This window comes from Nocardia sp. XZ_19_231 (assembly GCF_015355705.1).
Taxonomy (GTDB): Bacteria; Actinomycetota; Actinomycetes; order Mycobacteriales; family Mycobacteriaceae; genus Nocardia; species Nocardia salmonicida.
The window spans coordinates 835,141-850,970 of record NZ_JACUZI010000002.1; the positions used below are offsets into that span (position 1 = coordinate 835,141).

At 67.7% G+C, this 15,830-nt stretch carries 17 protein-coding genes and 1 tRNA gene; 10 read left to right on the top strand and 8 right to left on the bottom strand.

Annotated elements, in window-relative coordinates; all coding sequences use genetic code 11:
* Positions 1-261 carry a hypothetical protein gene (locus tag IBJ82_RS11205; protein ID WP_194825830.1) on the top strand — a complete coding sequence of 87 codons (261 nt, stop codon included), beginning with the start codon at positions 1-3 and terminating at the stop codon, positions 259-261.
* 187 nt (positions 262-448) lie between these two features.
* Positions 449-1,024: a dihydrofolate reductase family protein gene (locus IBJ82_RS11210; RefSeq protein WP_194825831.1), complete on the top strand. Its 576-nt coding sequence runs from the start codon at positions 449-451 to the stop codon at positions 1,022-1,024.
* On the opposite strand, the gene IBJ82_RS11215 is transcribed toward IBJ82_RS11210, so the two are convergent.
* Positions 1,006-1,632: a helix-turn-helix domain-containing protein gene (locus IBJ82_RS11215; RefSeq protein ID WP_228536841.1), complete on the bottom strand. Its 627-nt coding sequence runs from the start codon at positions 1,630-1,632 to the stop codon at positions 1,006-1,008. The genes IBJ82_RS11210 and IBJ82_RS11215 overlap by 19 nt on opposite strands.
* Positions 1,633-1,857: 225 nt before the next feature.
* Between IBJ82_RS11215 and IBJ82_RS11220 the strand changes: the two genes are divergently transcribed.
* Together IBJ82_RS11220 and IBJ82_RS11225 are read left to right on the top strand one after the other, a co-directional pair.
* Positions 1,858-3,024, top strand: coding sequence for a serine hydrolase (locus IBJ82_RS11220; RefSeq protein ID WP_228536842.1), 1,167 nt, complete (start codon positions 1,858-1,860; stop codon positions 3,022-3,024).
* A gap of 36 nt (positions 3,025-3,060) precedes the next feature.
* Positions 3,061-3,489 (top strand): hypothetical protein, encoded by a 429-nt coding sequence (locus IBJ82_RS11225; RefSeq protein WP_194825833.1) that lies wholly within the window; start codon positions 3,061-3,063, stop codon positions 3,487-3,489.
* A gap of 144 nt (positions 3,490-3,633) precedes the next feature.
* On the opposite strand, the gene IBJ82_RS11230 is transcribed toward IBJ82_RS11225, so the two are convergent.
* The 3 genes from IBJ82_RS11230 to IBJ82_RS11240 form a co-directional block, all read right to left on the bottom strand.
* On the bottom strand, positions 3,634-4,032 hold the full coding sequence (locus IBJ82_RS11230; RefSeq protein ID WP_194825834.1) for a PPOX class F420-dependent oxidoreductase: 399 nt from the start codon (positions 4,030-4,032) through the stop codon (positions 3,634-3,636).
* A gap of 79 nt (positions 4,033-4,111) precedes the next feature.
* On the bottom strand, positions 4,112-4,588 hold the full coding sequence (locus IBJ82_RS11235; RefSeq protein ID WP_194825835.1) for a DUF1772 domain-containing protein: 477 nt from the start codon (positions 4,586-4,588) through the stop codon (positions 4,112-4,114).
* Between the two features lie 35 nt (positions 4,589-4,623).
* Complete coding sequence (locus IBJ82_RS11240) at positions 4,624-5,265, bottom strand: hemerythrin domain-containing protein (RefSeq protein ID WP_194825836.1); 642 nt, start codon at positions 5,263-5,265, stop codon at positions 4,624-4,626.
* Between the two features lie 119 nt (positions 5,266-5,384).
* Between IBJ82_RS11240 and IBJ82_RS11245 the strand changes: the two genes are divergently transcribed.
* The 3 genes from IBJ82_RS11245 (at position 5,385) to IBJ82_RS34635 (ending at position 10,213) form a co-directional block, all read left to right on the top strand.
* Positions 5,385-8,738, top strand: a complete 3,354-nt coding sequence (locus IBJ82_RS11245; protein WP_194825837.1) for an AfsR/SARP family transcriptional regulator — start codon at positions 5,385-5,387, stop codon at positions 8,736-8,738.
* Positions 8,739-9,003: 265 nt separating this feature from the next.
* Complete coding sequence (locus IBJ82_RS11250; protein WP_194825838.1) at positions 9,004-9,924, top strand: NADP-dependent oxidoreductase; 921 nt, start codon at positions 9,004-9,006, stop codon at positions 9,922-9,924.
* 31 nt (positions 9,925-9,955) lie between these two features.
* Positions 9,956-10,213 (top strand): DUF4267 domain-containing protein, encoded by a 258-nt coding sequence (locus tag IBJ82_RS34635; protein ID WP_228536843.1) that lies wholly within the window; start codon positions 9,956-9,958, stop codon positions 10,211-10,213.
* 28 nt (positions 10,214-10,241) lie between these two features.
* On the opposite strand, the gene IBJ82_RS11260 is transcribed toward IBJ82_RS34635, so the two are convergent.
* The 3 genes from IBJ82_RS11260 to IBJ82_RS11270 form a co-directional block, all read right to left on the bottom strand.
* Positions 10,242-10,317 (bottom strand) — tRNA-Arg (locus IBJ82_RS11260).
* A 73-nt stretch (positions 10,318-10,390) separates the two neighbouring features.
* Positions 10,391-11,134, bottom strand: a complete 744-nt coding sequence (locus tag IBJ82_RS11265; RefSeq protein WP_228536844.1) for a DUF1542 domain-containing protein — start codon at positions 11,132-11,134, stop codon at positions 10,391-10,393.
* Positions 11,135-11,232: 98 nt separating this feature from the next.
* Positions 11,233-12,372, bottom strand: a complete 1,140-nt coding sequence (locus IBJ82_RS11270) for an acyl-CoA dehydrogenase family protein (protein ID WP_194825839.1) — start codon at positions 12,370-12,372, stop codon at positions 11,233-11,235.
* Between the two features lie 72 nt (positions 12,373-12,444).
* Between IBJ82_RS11270 and IBJ82_RS11275 the strand changes: the two genes are divergently transcribed.
* Positions 12,445-13,044 carry a TetR/AcrR family transcriptional regulator gene (locus tag IBJ82_RS11275; RefSeq protein WP_194825840.1) on the top strand — a complete coding sequence of 200 codons (600 nt, stop codon included), beginning with the start codon at positions 12,445-12,447 and terminating at the stop codon, positions 13,042-13,044.
* A gap of 52 nt (positions 13,045-13,096) precedes the next feature.
* Here IBJ82_RS11275 and IBJ82_RS11280 read toward each other — a convergent pair whose 3' ends face one another.
* Complete coding sequence (locus IBJ82_RS11280; protein WP_194825841.1) at positions 13,097-13,726, bottom strand: TetR/AcrR family transcriptional regulator; 630 nt, start codon at positions 13,724-13,726, stop codon at positions 13,097-13,099.
* A 160-nt stretch (positions 13,727-13,886) separates the two neighbouring features.
* Between IBJ82_RS11280 and IBJ82_RS11285 the strand changes: the two genes are divergently transcribed.
* Positions 13,887-15,305 carry a lipase family protein gene (locus IBJ82_RS11285; protein ID WP_194825842.1) on the top strand — a complete coding sequence of 473 codons (1,419 nt, stop codon included), beginning with the start codon at positions 13,887-13,889 and terminating at the stop codon, positions 15,303-15,305.
* A 56-nt stretch (positions 15,306-15,361) separates the two neighbouring features.
* Positions 15,362-15,736 carry a metalloregulator ArsR/SmtB family transcription factor gene (locus tag IBJ82_RS11290; RefSeq protein ID WP_194825843.1) on the top strand — a complete coding sequence of 125 codons (375 nt, stop codon included), beginning with the start codon at positions 15,362-15,364 and terminating at the stop codon, positions 15,734-15,736.
* Positions 15,737-15,830 lie beyond the last annotated feature (94 nt).

Consider the following 15,830-nt stretch of genomic DNA (forward strand, 5'->3'; position numbering starts at 1 on the left):
GTGTTCGCGATCGCGGGCGCGGGTCTGATCCTGCTCGTTGTCGCGGCGTATCTCTGGGACGTGGTTGCCGTTGCGGTGAACCGGGTTCGTGATCGTTTCGGGGGAGGCGATCGAGCGGAGGTCGCCGAGCCGATCCGCGAACACGAGTCGACCAACCCTCGTCGCACCGCTGAAAGCCGCGATCGCCGTTCGGCCCGTGCCGCCGCACGCCGCAGCGCCATCCATGCAAAGCACGCGACAGCTGTAGACGTCGACGGCTAGCGACGTGCGGGGTGGGGCGAACCGGCGACGGTTCAAGGCTCCAACTCGGCGCGCAGGCGATCGAATGCTCGGTTCGTCCTACTTCGGGCGAGGAACACCCGTGTCGGTTTCGTCCAAGACAGGGTGGGGGAGGGTTCCCTAGGCTGATCGCAGGCAGTTTCCGACGCTTGTATTCAGGAGGATTGTGATGGCACGCGAACTGGTTTACACGGGGTTCATGTCGCTCGATGGTGTGGTGGATTCGCCCGGCGGGAAGGTCGAGGGGCATCGCAGTGGCGGGTGGGTGATGGAGACCGAGTTCGTGCCGGAGGCGTTTTCGCTCAAGGGAGAGGAGCTCGCCGATACCACCGCGCTGATGTTCGGCCGTCGCAGCTACGAGGCGTTCGCCCCGATCTGGCGCGATTCCGAGGATCACGCCGCCTACAAGGATCTGCCCAAATACGTTGTCTCCTCGTCGCTTACCGACGACGCGCTGATCGACGGCTGGGGCGAGATCACCATCCTGCGCTCGACAGAGGACATCGAAAAGCTCAAGCAGACCGAGGGTGGTCCGATCTACATCCACGGCAGCGCCGCACTGGCGGAGAGTCTTTCGGACGCCGACCTGATCGATCGATACAACCTGCTCGTGTTCCCGGTGCTGCTCGGCGCGGGCAAGAGCCTGTTCGGTCGGGCCGATCGGCCCAAACAGCAATTGCACCTGCGTGACTCGGCAACCTACTCCAACGGTGTCGCCAAGCTCGTCTACGACGTCGTGCGCTGAGTGAGATCCAGCGCGATCACACCACTGCCGCCCTCGCGCAGCTGCCGCGCCGTCCGGCCGACGAATCGGCGCAGCGCGCGGGCGAGGTGGGGCTCGTCGTAGTAGCCGAGCTTGTCGACGACATCGCCCGGCGTCTCACCCGCACTCAGCAGCAGCGCCGCGGTGCGCGCCCGCTCGATCTGACGTACCGCGCCCTGGGTGAGACCCGTCGCCGCCCGGAAGCGACGTTCGAGCGTGCGTTCGGTGATCGCGGGCGCCATGCCACGCAGTGTGTCGGCGACCAGGGCATCGCGCACCACGACCTCATGGTCGACGAGCCGCTGGACCAGCGCTTCCGCGTCGTCGACGTGCGGAGTCTCCCAGTGGGCGCCGTCCAGCCAGAAACCCCGGTCGGTGACGTCGGGCAGGACGATCCCGCTGTCGACCAGCGTCGTGGCGGTCACCGCGCGCAGCGAGGTGCCGACCGCGAACTGGATACCGACGAAGTCCGCCCCCTCGGGAACGGGCGCGGTGCTGGTGGCGACTTCGGGCCCGGTGACCGCCGCGCAGGGCACTCCCTCCTGCTCCCAGAACACCAATCCCCAGGTCTCGGTCGCCACAGAGGTCATCTCCGCGACCTGTTCACTGCGGCAAGTCCAGACCGACTCCACCCACGACGAATCCGACCGTCGGGTCTCGAACACCAATCCCACCGCCACCATCCTAATCGCCATTCGAGCTGATACCAGGGGCGGTCGAAATCGGTACCTAAGGGACTGAGATGCAGTACCGCTGGGTGATGTCGCGCAGCGTGGGCCGTCGATAGGTTGCCGCTTGTGCGAAAGGGGTGCCCGATGCGATCTGTGATGACGGCCGTAGTGCTTGCTCTGGTCTTGGTAGTCAGTGGCTGTGGTGTCGAGCCCGACACCCTGCAACGCGACGTCGATGCGATCGCGGCGCTCGGCACCACTGGAGTGCAGGTCAGAGTTGTGGATGTCGCCGCGGGCATCGATCGGTCCGCGGTGGCCGGGCAGTCGGATACCGGCGCCCCGGGCCGGGTGTCACCAGAAGGCCTTTTCCGGATCGGCAGTCTGACCAAGACGATGGTCGCGACCGTGGTCCTCCTGCTGGTCGGTGAGGGGCGTCTCGCGCTCGATGACACCGTTCAGCAGTGGATCCCGGATACGGTGCACGGCAACGGGAACGACGGAGCCGGGATCACGGTTCGTCAACTTCTGCAGCACACCAGCGGTATTCATGAAATCGCGCCCGAAATGGATACCGCCGAAGACTATTACCGGCTTCGCTATCAGGTGCGCGACCCACGCGAGACCGTGGCATCGGCCATGCGGCACGCGCCCGATTTCGCACCGGGCACCGGGTGGTCCTACTCCAATGTCGGCTACGTTCTGTTGGGCATGATCATCGAGCGGGCGGTCGACCGTTCCTGGTACGACGAGGTCCGTGCGCGAATCCTCGAGCCGCTCGGGCTGCGAGATACCCACTGGCCCGGTGACACGGCCGTACTGCCCACCCCGCACGCGAGGGGCTACCAGCAATTCGAGGTCGACGGGCCGCTGATCGACGTCACCGAGTTGGTGGACGCCGACGCCTCCGCGGGCTATCTCTCCACCACCGCCGATGTGGGCACGTTCTATCGAAGCCTCCTCGGCGGCACGCTGTTACGACCCGAGGAACTGGCGCAGATGCGGAAAACTGTGCCGGTCGACGGCGTGATCGGGCAGGTCTGGCCGGGTGCGGGCTACGGACTCGGCCTGTTCTCGGTGCCGCTGTCCTGTGGCGGCACCTATTGGATGCACAACGGCGGCCAGACGGGCTTTCTCACCAACGTCGGAGTGACCGAGGACGGTAACCGCAGCGCTGTCGTCTCGTTGTCGGCCACCCTCGCGGTCGGTGAGGATGTCACGCACAGCAAGGGATTCGCGCAACTGCGCGCGGCGGGAGAATTGGTGGAGCGCGCGCTCTGCGAAAACCGAGGCGGGTCTGGCGCCGGGCGGTGATCGGGAGCACAGTGGATGCAAACGAGAGGATCGCCAATGAACGTCCGTACTCGCAGATTCGGCCTTGCCGTGGTGTTCGGTGCCGTACCGACCATGATCATGTCCGCTCCGAACGCGACCGCCGCGGTCACCGGAGTGAGCGTGGAACAGCCGGCCGAAGGACTACGTACCGGCTGCGCTTATACGGTGACCGTCGGGGTCGACGCACCGGTCTCCGAGGCGGGTGAGGTGACTGTCGGCATCAGCGGTGGTTCGGTCCCCGGCAACGGTGAGCGGCTCGGGGTTGCCGTCTATCACCCGGAGAACGGCACCGCGACCTTCGAGTGGACCCCGGTGTACTCCGGTAGTCAAAACGTCTTCGCCCAGCAGTTCAAACCCGGGCAGGTTACCTCTACGCAGTACGTGACGGTCGAGGTCGTTGGGCGGGGCCTGAATACCGGAAGCTCCTGCCTGCCGATCCCGTAGGCGGGCGTCGATCGCTTGTGGTGCCCTCGGCGGGGCGTGTCGAACATGGGAACGGGTACGACCTGCGGTTTTCGGGTGGGCGGCTGGTGATCGAGGCTGAGTTTGCCCTGAGCCCTTTCTTGTGGGATCGCCCATGATGCCTGACTACTCGGCGGCGCGACTGGTGAAGTCGAAGGATCCGCTGTCGATGCCCCAGGAGATGACCCGTTCGGGGTGAATTCGGATGACCGCGCGTTCCTGGGGCCGGAACGGTGGCTCTTCGTCATCGAGCGCCTCGGCCGTGCCGCGTACCTCGATGCCGCGAATCACGTAGGGCTCCAAGGAAACCTGTTGGTCGATGACGAACGACGCCCGGCTGCCCACCTCGACATTGCGGTACTTTCGACTGGCACGCATCCGCATGCCCCCGATGTCGATCGTGCCGTCGGTGTTCACCCGATAGCTGGTCGGGTTGTTCTGCACAACGCCGTCGGGCGACACCGTGGCCAGCCGGCCGATCCCGGCCTCCGCGAGGAACTGCTGTTCATTGATAGTGAAGGTCATGTCGGTTACTCCTCGGTGAATTCGATATCAGGTGTGCGCCCGGCGATCAGCCGGAAGTTGTCGGGTGCGGGAAGCGCAATCAGAACAGGATCAGCGCGGCGCACAGTCCGGCAATGGCAATGAACTGCAGGGGGACACGGTACTTCAGAATGCTGTCCCACTTGTCTTGCAGCGCACGGGCATCGGCCGGAATGATGCCGCTCTGCGCGGCGGCGGTCTGCTGGGAATTGATCGGCTTGGCGATGCGGATGTAGAAGGCGAGCCAGGTCAGCAGCGCCGCCACCGTGATCCCTGCCGCCACCGCGGCACCGATCTGCCCGGCCGACAACGCGATCAGCAGCGTGAGCACGGCGGTGACCACACCGCCCGCACCGACAATCGGCATACGCTTATCGGCGTAGTAGTGGCCCCATCCCGCGCTCATGGTTACGGTCGCGTCATCGAGCTTGCGGTTTACGGACCGGGTGATCACGGCCGCGCAGACATCGGTGCCATAGACGATGGCATTGGCGAGAACGGCGACGGCGGCAATGATCTGGCCGGTGACAATGAGCATTTTCGGCTTCCCTTCCTGAAATTTCGCGTTGTACGTCAGGCCGCGCGGATGCGGCGGATGTGGCGGGCGTAGCGGGGGCGACCGAGCACGTGCCAGATGGCGCGTACCGGTGCGGGGAGGCCGCCGAGGAGCGCGGCGCGTTCCGCCTGGTCGGCTTCCTCCAGGACGAAGCCGAAGAGCGTGAACAGGGTGAGCTTGGGCGTGTTGGCCACCAGGTGGTCGCCCAGGGAAGCCCATTCCTTTTCGGTGATGTACTCGGCCGCGAGGGGAAGAAGCGTGGTCTCCTCGTCGTCGAGGTGTTCGAGCAGGACCGCCCGGTGATCGACGAGGACCGCTACGACGGTGTCGCGTTCGTCGGCTCCGGCCGTGGTCTCCCACGCCGGGATCGCGGCGTCCAGCCTGTTCAGCGTGGCTTCGACGCGTTCGTGCTGTGCCTGCATGCGCAGGACGATGTCGGCCTCCAGATCGACCCGGGACAGCAGCGGTGGCCACAGCAGCTCGTCCTCGCCCTCGTGGTGGTTCTTCAGTCCCAGCCGGTAGTCGCGGAAGTGGTCGGCGATCACCGCGGCGCGAGCGGTGTCACCGGGGGCGACCGCCGCGACGAGCTCCATCAGCAACCGCGACTCGCGGCGGAAGGCGCGGTGGACGACCTCCATGTCCTGTGTGTTGACGCTCATCTGTTCCAGCCCTTCATCTTTGGTCTGTTCGATGTGCTCGAGACTGCTCCCTGGGGTTTGGAAGGCACTTGGAGCCGACTTGGAAAACCTGACGTGGCCGTGCGTACGATGTGCACGTCATGGTCTTGATCCGGGTATTGGGCTCGTTCGCGGCGGAGGCGGGCGGCGAACCCCTTCCCCTCGGCGGACCGCGGCAGCGCGGCGTACTGGCCTTGCTGGTGGCCGCGCGCGGGCAGGTCGTATCGGTCGACCGGATGGTCGAGGACCTGTGGCGCGGCGAACCGCCGTCACGCGCTCTGGCGTCGTTGCAGGCGTACGTGTCCAATCTGCGCCGTCTCCTGGAACCCGCCCGCCCGCCGAGGACCCCGGCCCGCCTGCTGGTGAGCGTTTCGCCCGGCTACGCATTGCGGTTGCCGCAGGAGGCGGTGGACGCATGGCGCTTCGAGCAGCTGCTCGACGAGGCCCGCACGCTCGCCGATCCCCGTGACGCTCGCGTCCGGCTGGACGAGGCGCTGGCGCTGTGGCGGGGACCTGCGTTCGCCGAGGTCGCCGACGAGCCGTGGGTCGTCGGCGAGACCGTCCGGCTCAACGAACTGCGCCTGGTCGCTCGCGAACTGCACATCGCGGCGGGACTGCGGCTCGGCCATCCCGCGACGGTGGTCCCCCAGACGGAGATCCTCACTCACGACAATCCCCTGCGCGAGGAGGGCTGGCGCCTGCACGCCCTCGCGTTGTGGAGTAGTGGCCGCCAGGCCGACGCCCTGAGCGCGCTCCGCCGCGCCCGCGCCACCTTCGCCGACGAGCTGGGCCTCGACCCCGGCCCGGACCTGGTGGAATTGGAAGAGGCGATCCTCGCCCAGCGCATGGATTTCCTGCGCGCGGCGGTCCCGCCGTCCAGCCTTGTGCAGTCTCGACCATGGACGACCCCCGACGGTGCGCCGGGTGCGGTGGCGCGTGATGCGGTGCCGCAGAATCTCGTCAATACTTCCGGCACAAGGGCTTTCGAACCGAGCACCATGCCGTCGGTGCTGAATGACGGACCGACTACGACAGCGTTCGTGGGTCGGCAGGGTGAGCTCGAGGCGCTGCTGGCGGCCGCTGGGGAGGCAGTCGCTGATGGGGCACGTGTCGCGCTGGTCACCGGGGAGGCGGGGCTCGGCAAGTCGACGCTGCTGCAGCATCTCGGTGCGCGGCTCGGGCAGGACGGGTGGCTCGTGGCTGCCGGGCGCTGTCCCGACGTGGAAAGCGCCCCGCCCGCGTGGGCGTGGGTCGAGGCCCTGCGGACAGTGGCCGAGAGCGTTCCTCCGGGGGAGTTCGCCGACGCCCTGGCGCCGTTGCTCTGCGACTCCGCGCCGGTGAACGGTGACGCGGCGGCTGGGCGGTTCCGGCTGCGGCAGGCTGTGTGGAACTGGCTCTCGACGGCCGCTGCCGACCGTCCGGTCGTCGTCGTCCTGGACGACCTGCACTGGGCTGACGCCGCCACGCTGGAACTGCTCGCCGGCGGCGGCGGTACGCGGGCCCCGATCTTGGTCGTCGCGGCATACCGCGCGGACGAAAGCGAGCGCCTCATCGAAACACTCGGGTCCCTCGCCCGCACCGCGCCCCTCCGGCTGGACCTGCCCGGACTCGATCGCGACACCGTCGCCGAGCTCGTACGCGCCGAGTGCGAGGCCGACGACGCGACAGTGGCGGGGATCGCCGAGCGGACCGGCGGCAACCCGTTCTATGTGCGGGAGAGCGCGCGGCTGCTCAACGGCGAGGGCGCGCTGATCGCGCTCTCGCAGGTCCCCGAGGGCGTACGGGACGTGCTGCGGCGCCGGTTCGCAAGGCTGCCCGAGAGCGGCGTGTCCGTCCTGCGGCTGGCGGCTGTGGTCGGCAGGGAAAGCTCGGTGGATGTGCTCGTGCAGGCCGCCGACACCGACGAGGACGGCGTGCTGGACGCGCTGGACGCGGGCGTCATCGCCGGATTGCTCGACGAGCCCGGGCCCGGGCGCGTCCGGTTCGTTCACGCGCTGGTCAGGGACACGCTGGTCACCGATGTCAGCCGGCTGCGAATCACCAGGATGCACGCCCGGATCGCCGCGGCCCTGGAGGGCTCCGGCGACGTCGCGGCCCTGGCCCATCACTATGCGCGAGCGGGATCACCAAAGGCCGTCGGCTATTGCGTGCGGGCCGCCGAGCTGGCCGAGGCCCGCTATGCCCACGACGTGGCGGTCGCGCTCCTCACCGACGCCGTCACCAACTCCAGCGACCCGGACGAGCGCGTCGGCCTGCTCGGCAGGCTGCTGCGCGTGCAGGTCAGGTCCGGGGCCTTCGCTGCGGCCAGGGACACGCGCGCGCAGGCCTTGGAGTACGCCGAGTCGATCGGGCGCGAGGACCTGATGATCGCCGCGTTCACCGCCTGGACCGAGCCCACCCCCTGGCAGGCCCGCATGTACGGCACGGTCGACCGGCCGATCGTCGACCGCCTCAACCGCCTGCTCGAGCGGACCGGCCTCGCCCCCGACGTGCGGTCCCATCTCCTCATCGCGTACGCCCACGAGCTGGTGGGCGAGGGCGATCCGACGGTCATGGCGGCCGCTCGGGAAGCACTCGACCTGGCCGTTGTTCCTCCTCGCCGGGCCGCGGCGCTGCTGGTCCTCGCGCGCGAGTCCGGGCGGGCGGAGTACTCCCGTGAGCTGGTGGAGATCGGCGTCGAGCACGACCTGCCGGTCTACCGCGTGACAGGCCTGATCGATCAGGCCGCGAACGCCGCCGCGGCCAACGATCCGGCGACCATGCGCCGCCTGGCCGAAGAGGCACTCGACCTCGCCCGCGCGTACCGGATGCCGGAGGCGACCGGCGCCGCCGAGATCGCGCTGGCGTCGCTGGTGCTCATCGAGGGCCGGTTCGCCGAGGCCGAGCGCCTCTACGCCGAGGCCACCGAACGCATGGGACGCGCCGGATCGGTGCACGCCACGGGCTTCCTCCGCCTCGCGTTGGCGGTGACCTGGCTGAACGACGGCACGCTCGGCGACCACCTGGACGACGTGCGATCTCTACACGAGGCGCTCGGCCCGATGGTCGCCGACCTGCTCACGCTCGCTCTCCACGCCGCTGGCCGCAGTGATGAGGCCCGCCGGGCCCGCACGTCACCGACCCCGATCCGGCCCGATTTCTTCTTCACCTTCATGACGAGCCTGCGCGCGATGGCTATTGTCGCCTCGAGCGACCGCGACGCTGCCGAGCAGATCTACGCGGATCTGCTGCCCCACCGAGACGGTCCGCCGGCGGGCGCGGCGAGCCTGTCGCTGGCCGTGCGCCCGGTGGCCCACACACTCGGCGAACTCGCTCTCCTCCTCGGCCGCGACGACGCCGCCGCCCACTTCGCCCGGGCCGCCGTCATCGCCGATCAGTGGAACGCCCCCCACTGGTCCGCCGACGCTCGAACACGCGCAGATTATGTTCTGGGCGTCCATGTTTCGCCTCCGTAGCAACACTGAAAGCAAGATCGGCGTCGGGGCGCTGCGGCCCGCGCCGTCGGGCCGGTAGCGCATCGAGCGCTCCACGTCGTGCCCACTGCGACGATTCATCGCGTGGCGGTTGATCGAAACACTATGTGTAACAGTCGATTGCAGTACGTCACATTGCCGCAGTCCGCCGCGCTGCGTCGAGTGTTCCAAGTCGGCTCCAAGTGCCTTCCAAAACCCCGGGAGCAGTCTCGATCTCGTCAGAACAGACTTGATAGAGGAGCCGAACATGAGTAGCACACCCACCTTCCGGGCCGCCGTCGTCCGCACACCGAGCGGACCCGACTCGATCGAGATCATCGACGTCCCCACCACCGAGCCCGGTCCCGGCGAGGTCCGGGTCGCGGTAGCGGCCGCACCGGTCAACCCCACCGACCTCGGGGTCGTGGGCGGTTTCTTCCACCAAATGGGCATGATCAACCAGCCCGAGCACACCGGCCTGGGCTGGGACTTCGCGGGCACCGTGCTCGCTGCCGGCCCGGGCGTGGACCTGCCTGTCGGGAGTCGGGTTGCCGGTGTCGTCCTCGGTTTCGATCGCGACTTCGGCACCTATGCCGAACAACTCGTCGTGCCCGCCGCTGATCTCGCCGTAGTGCCCGACGGACTCGACCTCCTCGCGGCATCGACGGTGCCGCTCAGCGGCTTGGGTGCGGCGCAGATCGTCGATCTGCTCGGCGACGCGCCCGCCGACGGCAACCGGTTGCTGGTGACCGGTGCGGCCGGTGCGATCGGGGCCAACGTGGCCTCGCTCGCACCCGACCGCGGCTGGCAGGTTACCGGTCTGGCCCGAGCCGCAGACGAGCGGTTCGTCCGCGGTCTCGGCGCGGACTTCGTCACGGAGGCCGCGCCGGGCTGGGACGCGGTGGTCGACACCACGTCGCAGCAGGTGTGGGGCCTGACCCCGGTCCGCGACGGCGGAGCCTTCGTCGGCGTCCGGCCCAATATTGTGCCCGCGGTCGAGCGCGGGATCACGGTGAACGTCCTGATGGCGCAGTCGGACGGTCCGCGATTGGGGCAGCTGTTGGCCCGCGCCGCGTCCGGCCGGTTGTCGACGCGAGTGCATGCGGTCGTTCCGTTGGCCCAAGCCGCTGACGCCCACCGGGCCATGGCCAAGGGCGGGACGCGCGGTCGCTACGTGCTCGAGCCCTGACCGACTCGGCCGCCACGGCACCCGATTCGTCTTGGCCCAGGTCCTGGGCATCCTGCTGGTGACGGGCCACCGCCGGGCGCTGGGCTGGGTGCTGCTGGTGGAGGCCCTCGCCGCGTACGGCGACATGACCAACGTGCTGGCCCACCACCTCGGCTTCTATCGGCGGGTCCGATCAGCACGGGGAGGGCGGCACACTGCCCTCGGCAGGATTCGAGCCTGCGACCTACCCTTTAGGACATCTGGCGGGGCCTCGATTGCCGGTGGTGCCCTCGGCAGGATTCGAACCTGAGGACATCGGGCGGGGCCTCGGTCGCCTGTGGTGCCCTCGGCAGGATTCGAACCTGCGACCTACCCTTTAGGAGAGGGTTGCTCTATCCCCTGAGCTACGAAGGCGCGCCAGCCTCGGCTGGCCGAGCTGAGTATAGCGTGGGGCCGGGCTCGGTGGAGTAGGCCCGTTGGGTGGAGATCAGAAGGCGTCGAAACCGCCGCCGCCGCTGTCGAAGCCGCTACCGGTATCGGAGTTGCCGGGGTCGAATCCGCCCTGGTCGGATCCGGGATCGGCGGCAACTTCGCCGGTGCCGTCCTCGAACGCCTGCGCGCCGTAGCCGACCCCGCCCATTCCGGCGAACATCGTCGTGAACAGCAGTGCCGACCCCGCACCCCAGGCTCCCGCGATCAGCGCGGGCTTCCACCACGGCTCGGAATACCATCCGGCCGGGACGGGGCGACCTGCCACGCGACCGCCCGGGAAGTAGTTCGGGGTGCCGGCGGAGGGGGAGGGCGAAGCGGTGACGGTGCGGCCGTTGTGGGCGACGGTGCGTTTCTCGTCGACCTGGCCGGCGATGTCCTGGCCGACGATGGCCGGTATCGGCGGGCCGGGGTCCATGTCCATCGCGGTGCGGGCGGCGCGAATGTAGTAGAGGCCTTCCAGGGCGGACTGCTTGGCCAGTTGGGCTTGGACGGGCAAGCCCGCGCGGTCGATCTGACCGCCTGCGGCGTTGTACCGCTCGGACGCGTCGGCCAACGCCTGACGGGCCGCTTCGTTGCTCGGCGACAGCTGGTAGACCTGCCCGCCGAGCCGCTCGATAGTCGCCCTCGCGTCGGCCTGCGCCTCCTCGAGCTCGCGCGCATTGCGCTTGTTCTGTTCGGCACGCAGGTACAGCAGAGCGCCCACCGACACGATCACGATCAAGATCAACCACCACAGCATCGCGCGCCTCATTTCGTCGAGGTCTCGAGATGCCGTCCAGTTTACTGATCAGTTGCCCAAACGCGCTAACCTGCAATGATCAGTGCATTACAGATTAGCTACCCTGCCAGATGTCGAGCGATTACCAGGCGCTGGATCTGATTGGTTCCTTCGAAGATCTGCATGACTTTGGCTTCGCGCATGTAGCGCTCGACAGGGAAATCCTGGGTGTAGCCGTAGCCGCCGAAGACCTGAACCGCGTCGGTGGTCACCTTCATGGCCGCATCGGTGGCGACGAGTTTGGCGACCGAGGCCTGCCGAGAGTAGGACAGGCCGGCGTCGCGGCGGCGGGCGGCGTCGAGGTAGGTGGCACGAGCGGTGTCGACGGCGGCGGCCATGTCGGCGAGGACGAAGCCGAGACCCTGATGATCGATGATCTTGCGGCCGAAGGCTTCTCGTTCCTTGGCGTAGGCCACCGCTTCGTCGAGCGCGCGCTGGGCGACGCCGGTGGCGACGGCGGCGATGCCGAGGCGGCCCGCGTCGAGGGCGCTGAAGGCGATCGAAAGGCCCTGTCCCTCTTCGCCGATGCGACGTTCGGCGGGCAGGAAGGTGTCGTCGTAGGCGGCGGTGGTGGTGGGGATGCCGCGCAGGCCCATCTTCTCCTCGGGCTTGCCGAAGCTCAGACCCGCGGTGTCGGCGGGGACCAAGAAGCAGGAGATGCCGCGCGAACCCTCGCCGGTGCGGGCGAACAGGGTATAGAAGTCGGCGCGGCCGCCGTTGGTGATCCAGGCCTTGGTGCCGTTGAGGTTGTAGCCGCCGTCGACGGGGGTGGCGCGGCAGCGCAGCGCGGCCGCGTCGGAACCGGCGTGGGCCTCGGAAAGGCTGTAGGCGCCGATGGTTTCGCCCGAGAGCATGCGGTCGAGCCACTGCTGCTTCTGCTCGTCGGTGCCGTAGGTGAACAGTGGATGGCACGACAGGCCGTGCACGCTCACCGCCACGGCGACGGCGGCCCAGCGGCTCGCGATTTCCTCGAGCACCTGGAGGTACACCTCGTACGGCTGCGCGCCGCCGCCGAATTCCTCCGGATACGGCAGGCTGAGCAACCCGGCCGCGCCGAGCGCCGGGAACACGCCGTCCGGGAAGGCTCCGGTCTTCTCGCTCTCGGCGACGCGCGGCTCGAGCACCTTGTCGGCGATGTCGCGGGTCAGTTCGATCAGCTCGCGTGCCTCGTCGGTGGGCAACATCCGGTCTACAGCCATGCGAATGACAGTACGCTGAGCACTGAATTGCATGCAATGCGACATGTAATTTTGTAGCCCTATACTGGAGTTATGTCTGCGCTGCCACCGAACAAGCATCAGGAGAAGAGTCTGCGGACCCGGACGCTGCTGCTCGATGCCGCCATCGAGAGTCTGGCCGAGGTCGGCTACGCGGGTGCCTCCATCTCCGACATCACTGCCAGGGCCGGGGTGACGCGTGGTGCGCAGCTGCATCAGTTCCACACGCGCGGTGAACTGTTCGCTCAGGCCATCGGCCATCTCACCGATCGTCAGCGAGAAGCCATGCTGCGCAAGGCGAAAGCGGTGCCGGACGGCACGTCGGCGGGCGCTGTGCTGGTGGAGTTGGTTACCGCTACCTTCGCGGGCAAGCTCGGTCGTGCCGCGGTGGAGCTGTATGTGGGAATCGCCAACGACGCGGCGCTGCGCCGCGAAATGCTGCGGGTGCAGCACGAACTCACCGTCGAACTGCTCGACCGCTGTGCCGGGCTGATCGACCCCGCCATCACCGGTGAGCGCTTGGAGAGCACCTTCTGGCTCACTATCAACCTGGTCCGTGGTGCCACTCTCGACGAGATGGTCAAACGTGACCGCGTTCGTCGCAAACAAGTGTTGGCCGACTGGACCGCGCTCGCCGAGATCGCTTTGCGCTGAGCGGATCCGGCCGCGACGGGGCGATCACCGTGGTGCGAATCCGGGCAGGTAACTAATCGCCGGTGGGCAGGGACTCGGCGTAGGTCCTGAGCATGTCTTCGATCAAGGTGAGGATCGAAGCATCAAGGTCCGGGCGGGCATAGACGGGGCGGACGATCGCCTCGCCCGAAAACAAATGCAGGAGCAGGAAGAAGACGGATTCTCGCAGCTTGTCGGGGAACTGGCTCAGTACGCCGGTCTGCTCGACGCCTTCGACCATCGCGGCGTAGTAGCTCGCCACCGTCGGCTCGATGCGGGCGCGCAATTCGGCGTCGGAGCGAGCGGCGAGGTAGATCTCACGCAGCGCGTGGGTGATGTTGGAGGATTGGGCCTCGCGCAGGAATCGCAGGGCGGTGTCGAGCGAATCCTCTTGTGCGCCCAGGTATTCCATCAGCGCTCGGAATGCGGCGAGTTGGCGAGCGAAAACTTCGTCGGCGGTCCGCACGATCAGGTCCAGCCTGCTGTCGAACTGGCGGAACATCGCGCCGACGGACAGTCCGGCGCGCCCGCAGATTTCTTGGACGGTAGTGCGCTGGTATCCCAGCTCGCCGATCGCCGCGATGGTCGCGTCGACGAGTTTGGCCACCGTCGCGGCACGGCGTTGCTCCTGAGTGCGGCGTGGGCGTGGGGTAGCGGCGGTCATGGCCGATCATCCTGCCGTTCCGGCGCCCGCCGGCGATCCCCGGGGGACGTGATCGTTGACACAGTGGCTCTGCTCGTCCTACAGTCGTCACACTTTAGGAAACAATCACTCTCTTTTATGGTCGGCACGCGCTGCCACCTGGGGATTCGAGGAGCCGAATATGAAGATGGCCACCACAGGCAGCACCGGCAGGGTGCTCGCAGGGGCGTGTCTGGCGCTGATCGCCGGGCTCACAGTCGCGACCTGCCCCGCCGTGGCGAGTCCGGCCGTGGCCGATCCGGTGCCGGTGGCCCCGCCGCTGCCGTTCCCGGTGCCGCCCGCACCGCCGTTCCTCGACCCCGCCTTCTACAACCCAGACCCGGCGCGGGTGGCCGCGGCCGCACCCGGCGAGATTCTGTCCGCGCGACAGGTGAACCTGGCCAACTTCTGGTTGATACCGCTCAACGTGCGCGCCTGGCAGTTGTCCTACCGCAGCACCAATACCCGCGGCGAAGCGATTCCCGCCGTCGCGACAGTGATCGTGCCGCATCGGCCCGCGCCGACGGGGGAGCGCAGTCTGGTCTCGTTCCAGTTCGCCGAGGATTCGTTGTCGCAGAACTGCGCGCCGTCCTACGCCCTGCAGATGGGATCGCTGCCGAATCCGCTCAACAGCGTGATCGGGCTGGAATTCATCGAGGTGCAGTCGATGCTGCAACTCGGGCACGCGGTCGTGGTGCCCGATCATCAGGGCCCCGACGCGGCCTACGCCGTCGGTCCGCTCGGTGGCCGGATCACCCTCGACGGAATTCGCGCCGCGCAGAACTTCGATCAAGCGGGGTTGTCCGGCGCGGTGACCCGCACCGCGATGTGGGGATACTCCGGCGGTGCGATTCCCACCGCGCACGCCGCCGAGCTACAGCCGGAGTACGCGCCCGAACTGAACCTGGTCGGCTCGGCGACCGGTGGCCTGCTCGCTGATATCCGGGCGGCCGTGGACTACAACAACGCGACTTCGACCTTCGGCGGCGCCGTGCTCGGCGGACTGTTCGGTGTCGCTCGCGAATATCCCGAAGTCGACCGATTCATCGAGCGGTACATGAACCCGCTGGGCAAGGCGCTCCGGATGGCGCACGAAGAGCAATGTGTCGCAATACAATTCGCGGCATTCCCGTTCGTGAACATCAAGGGCCTTTTCGACTACCCCGGCGACCCGATGCGCGCACCCGAAATGCAGACGGTGCTCGACGAACTGACCCTCGGAAATCGTGGCACTCCGACCGCCCCGCTCTACATCTATCAGGCGCCGCTGGACGAGGCGATGCCGATCAACGCCGTCAACAAGCTCTACGACACCTACTGCCAGGATCCGGCCGCCACGGTCTCCTACACCCGCGACCTGTTCAGCGAACACGGCATCGCGGCCCTCTCCGGCGCCGGCTCGGTCGTTCTCTGGCTCAACGACCGGCTCAACGGCGTACCGGCACCGGCGGGCTGCCATAGCCGCGATGTATACAGCCAGATTCTCGATCCCGGTGCGTTCGACGCGTTAGTCGGCGCCCTCGGCCAGACGCTCGCGTCGGCACTGGGCATGCCGGTCTGACGAACGCCCGGATCGGTGGTTACGGAGGACCGCCGTCGGCGATCTATTATCTGCGCATGAATGCAGATGACCGCTCGCCGCTGGCCGAAGATCAGGTGGGCTTGGTGGTCGAGGTGTTCCGAATGCTGGCCGACCCGACTCGGGTCCAGGTCCTGTGGGCGCTGGCCGACAATGAACTCTCGGTGAACGAACTGGCGAGCCGGGTCGGCAAGCCGGGGCCCTCGGTGTCTCAGCACCTGGCGAAACTGCGTATGGCCCGCCTTGTGCGAACCCGCCGCGAGGGCACCACCATCTTCTACAGCCTCGACAACGATCACGTCCGCAGGCTGGTCGTCGACGCTGTGCACAACGCCGAACACGCGGGCCCCGGCGTGCCGTCGCACCATAGCGGCCCTGATGGTCAGCCGCCCCATGAGACGTCTCTTTATTAATGATGACGAGCCGACCTGCGGGAATGTTGTCGGAGGAAACGATTGCGGGGCTCAAACCTTTCGGTAACATCCGGTGTGACGTGGCTCATGCCAC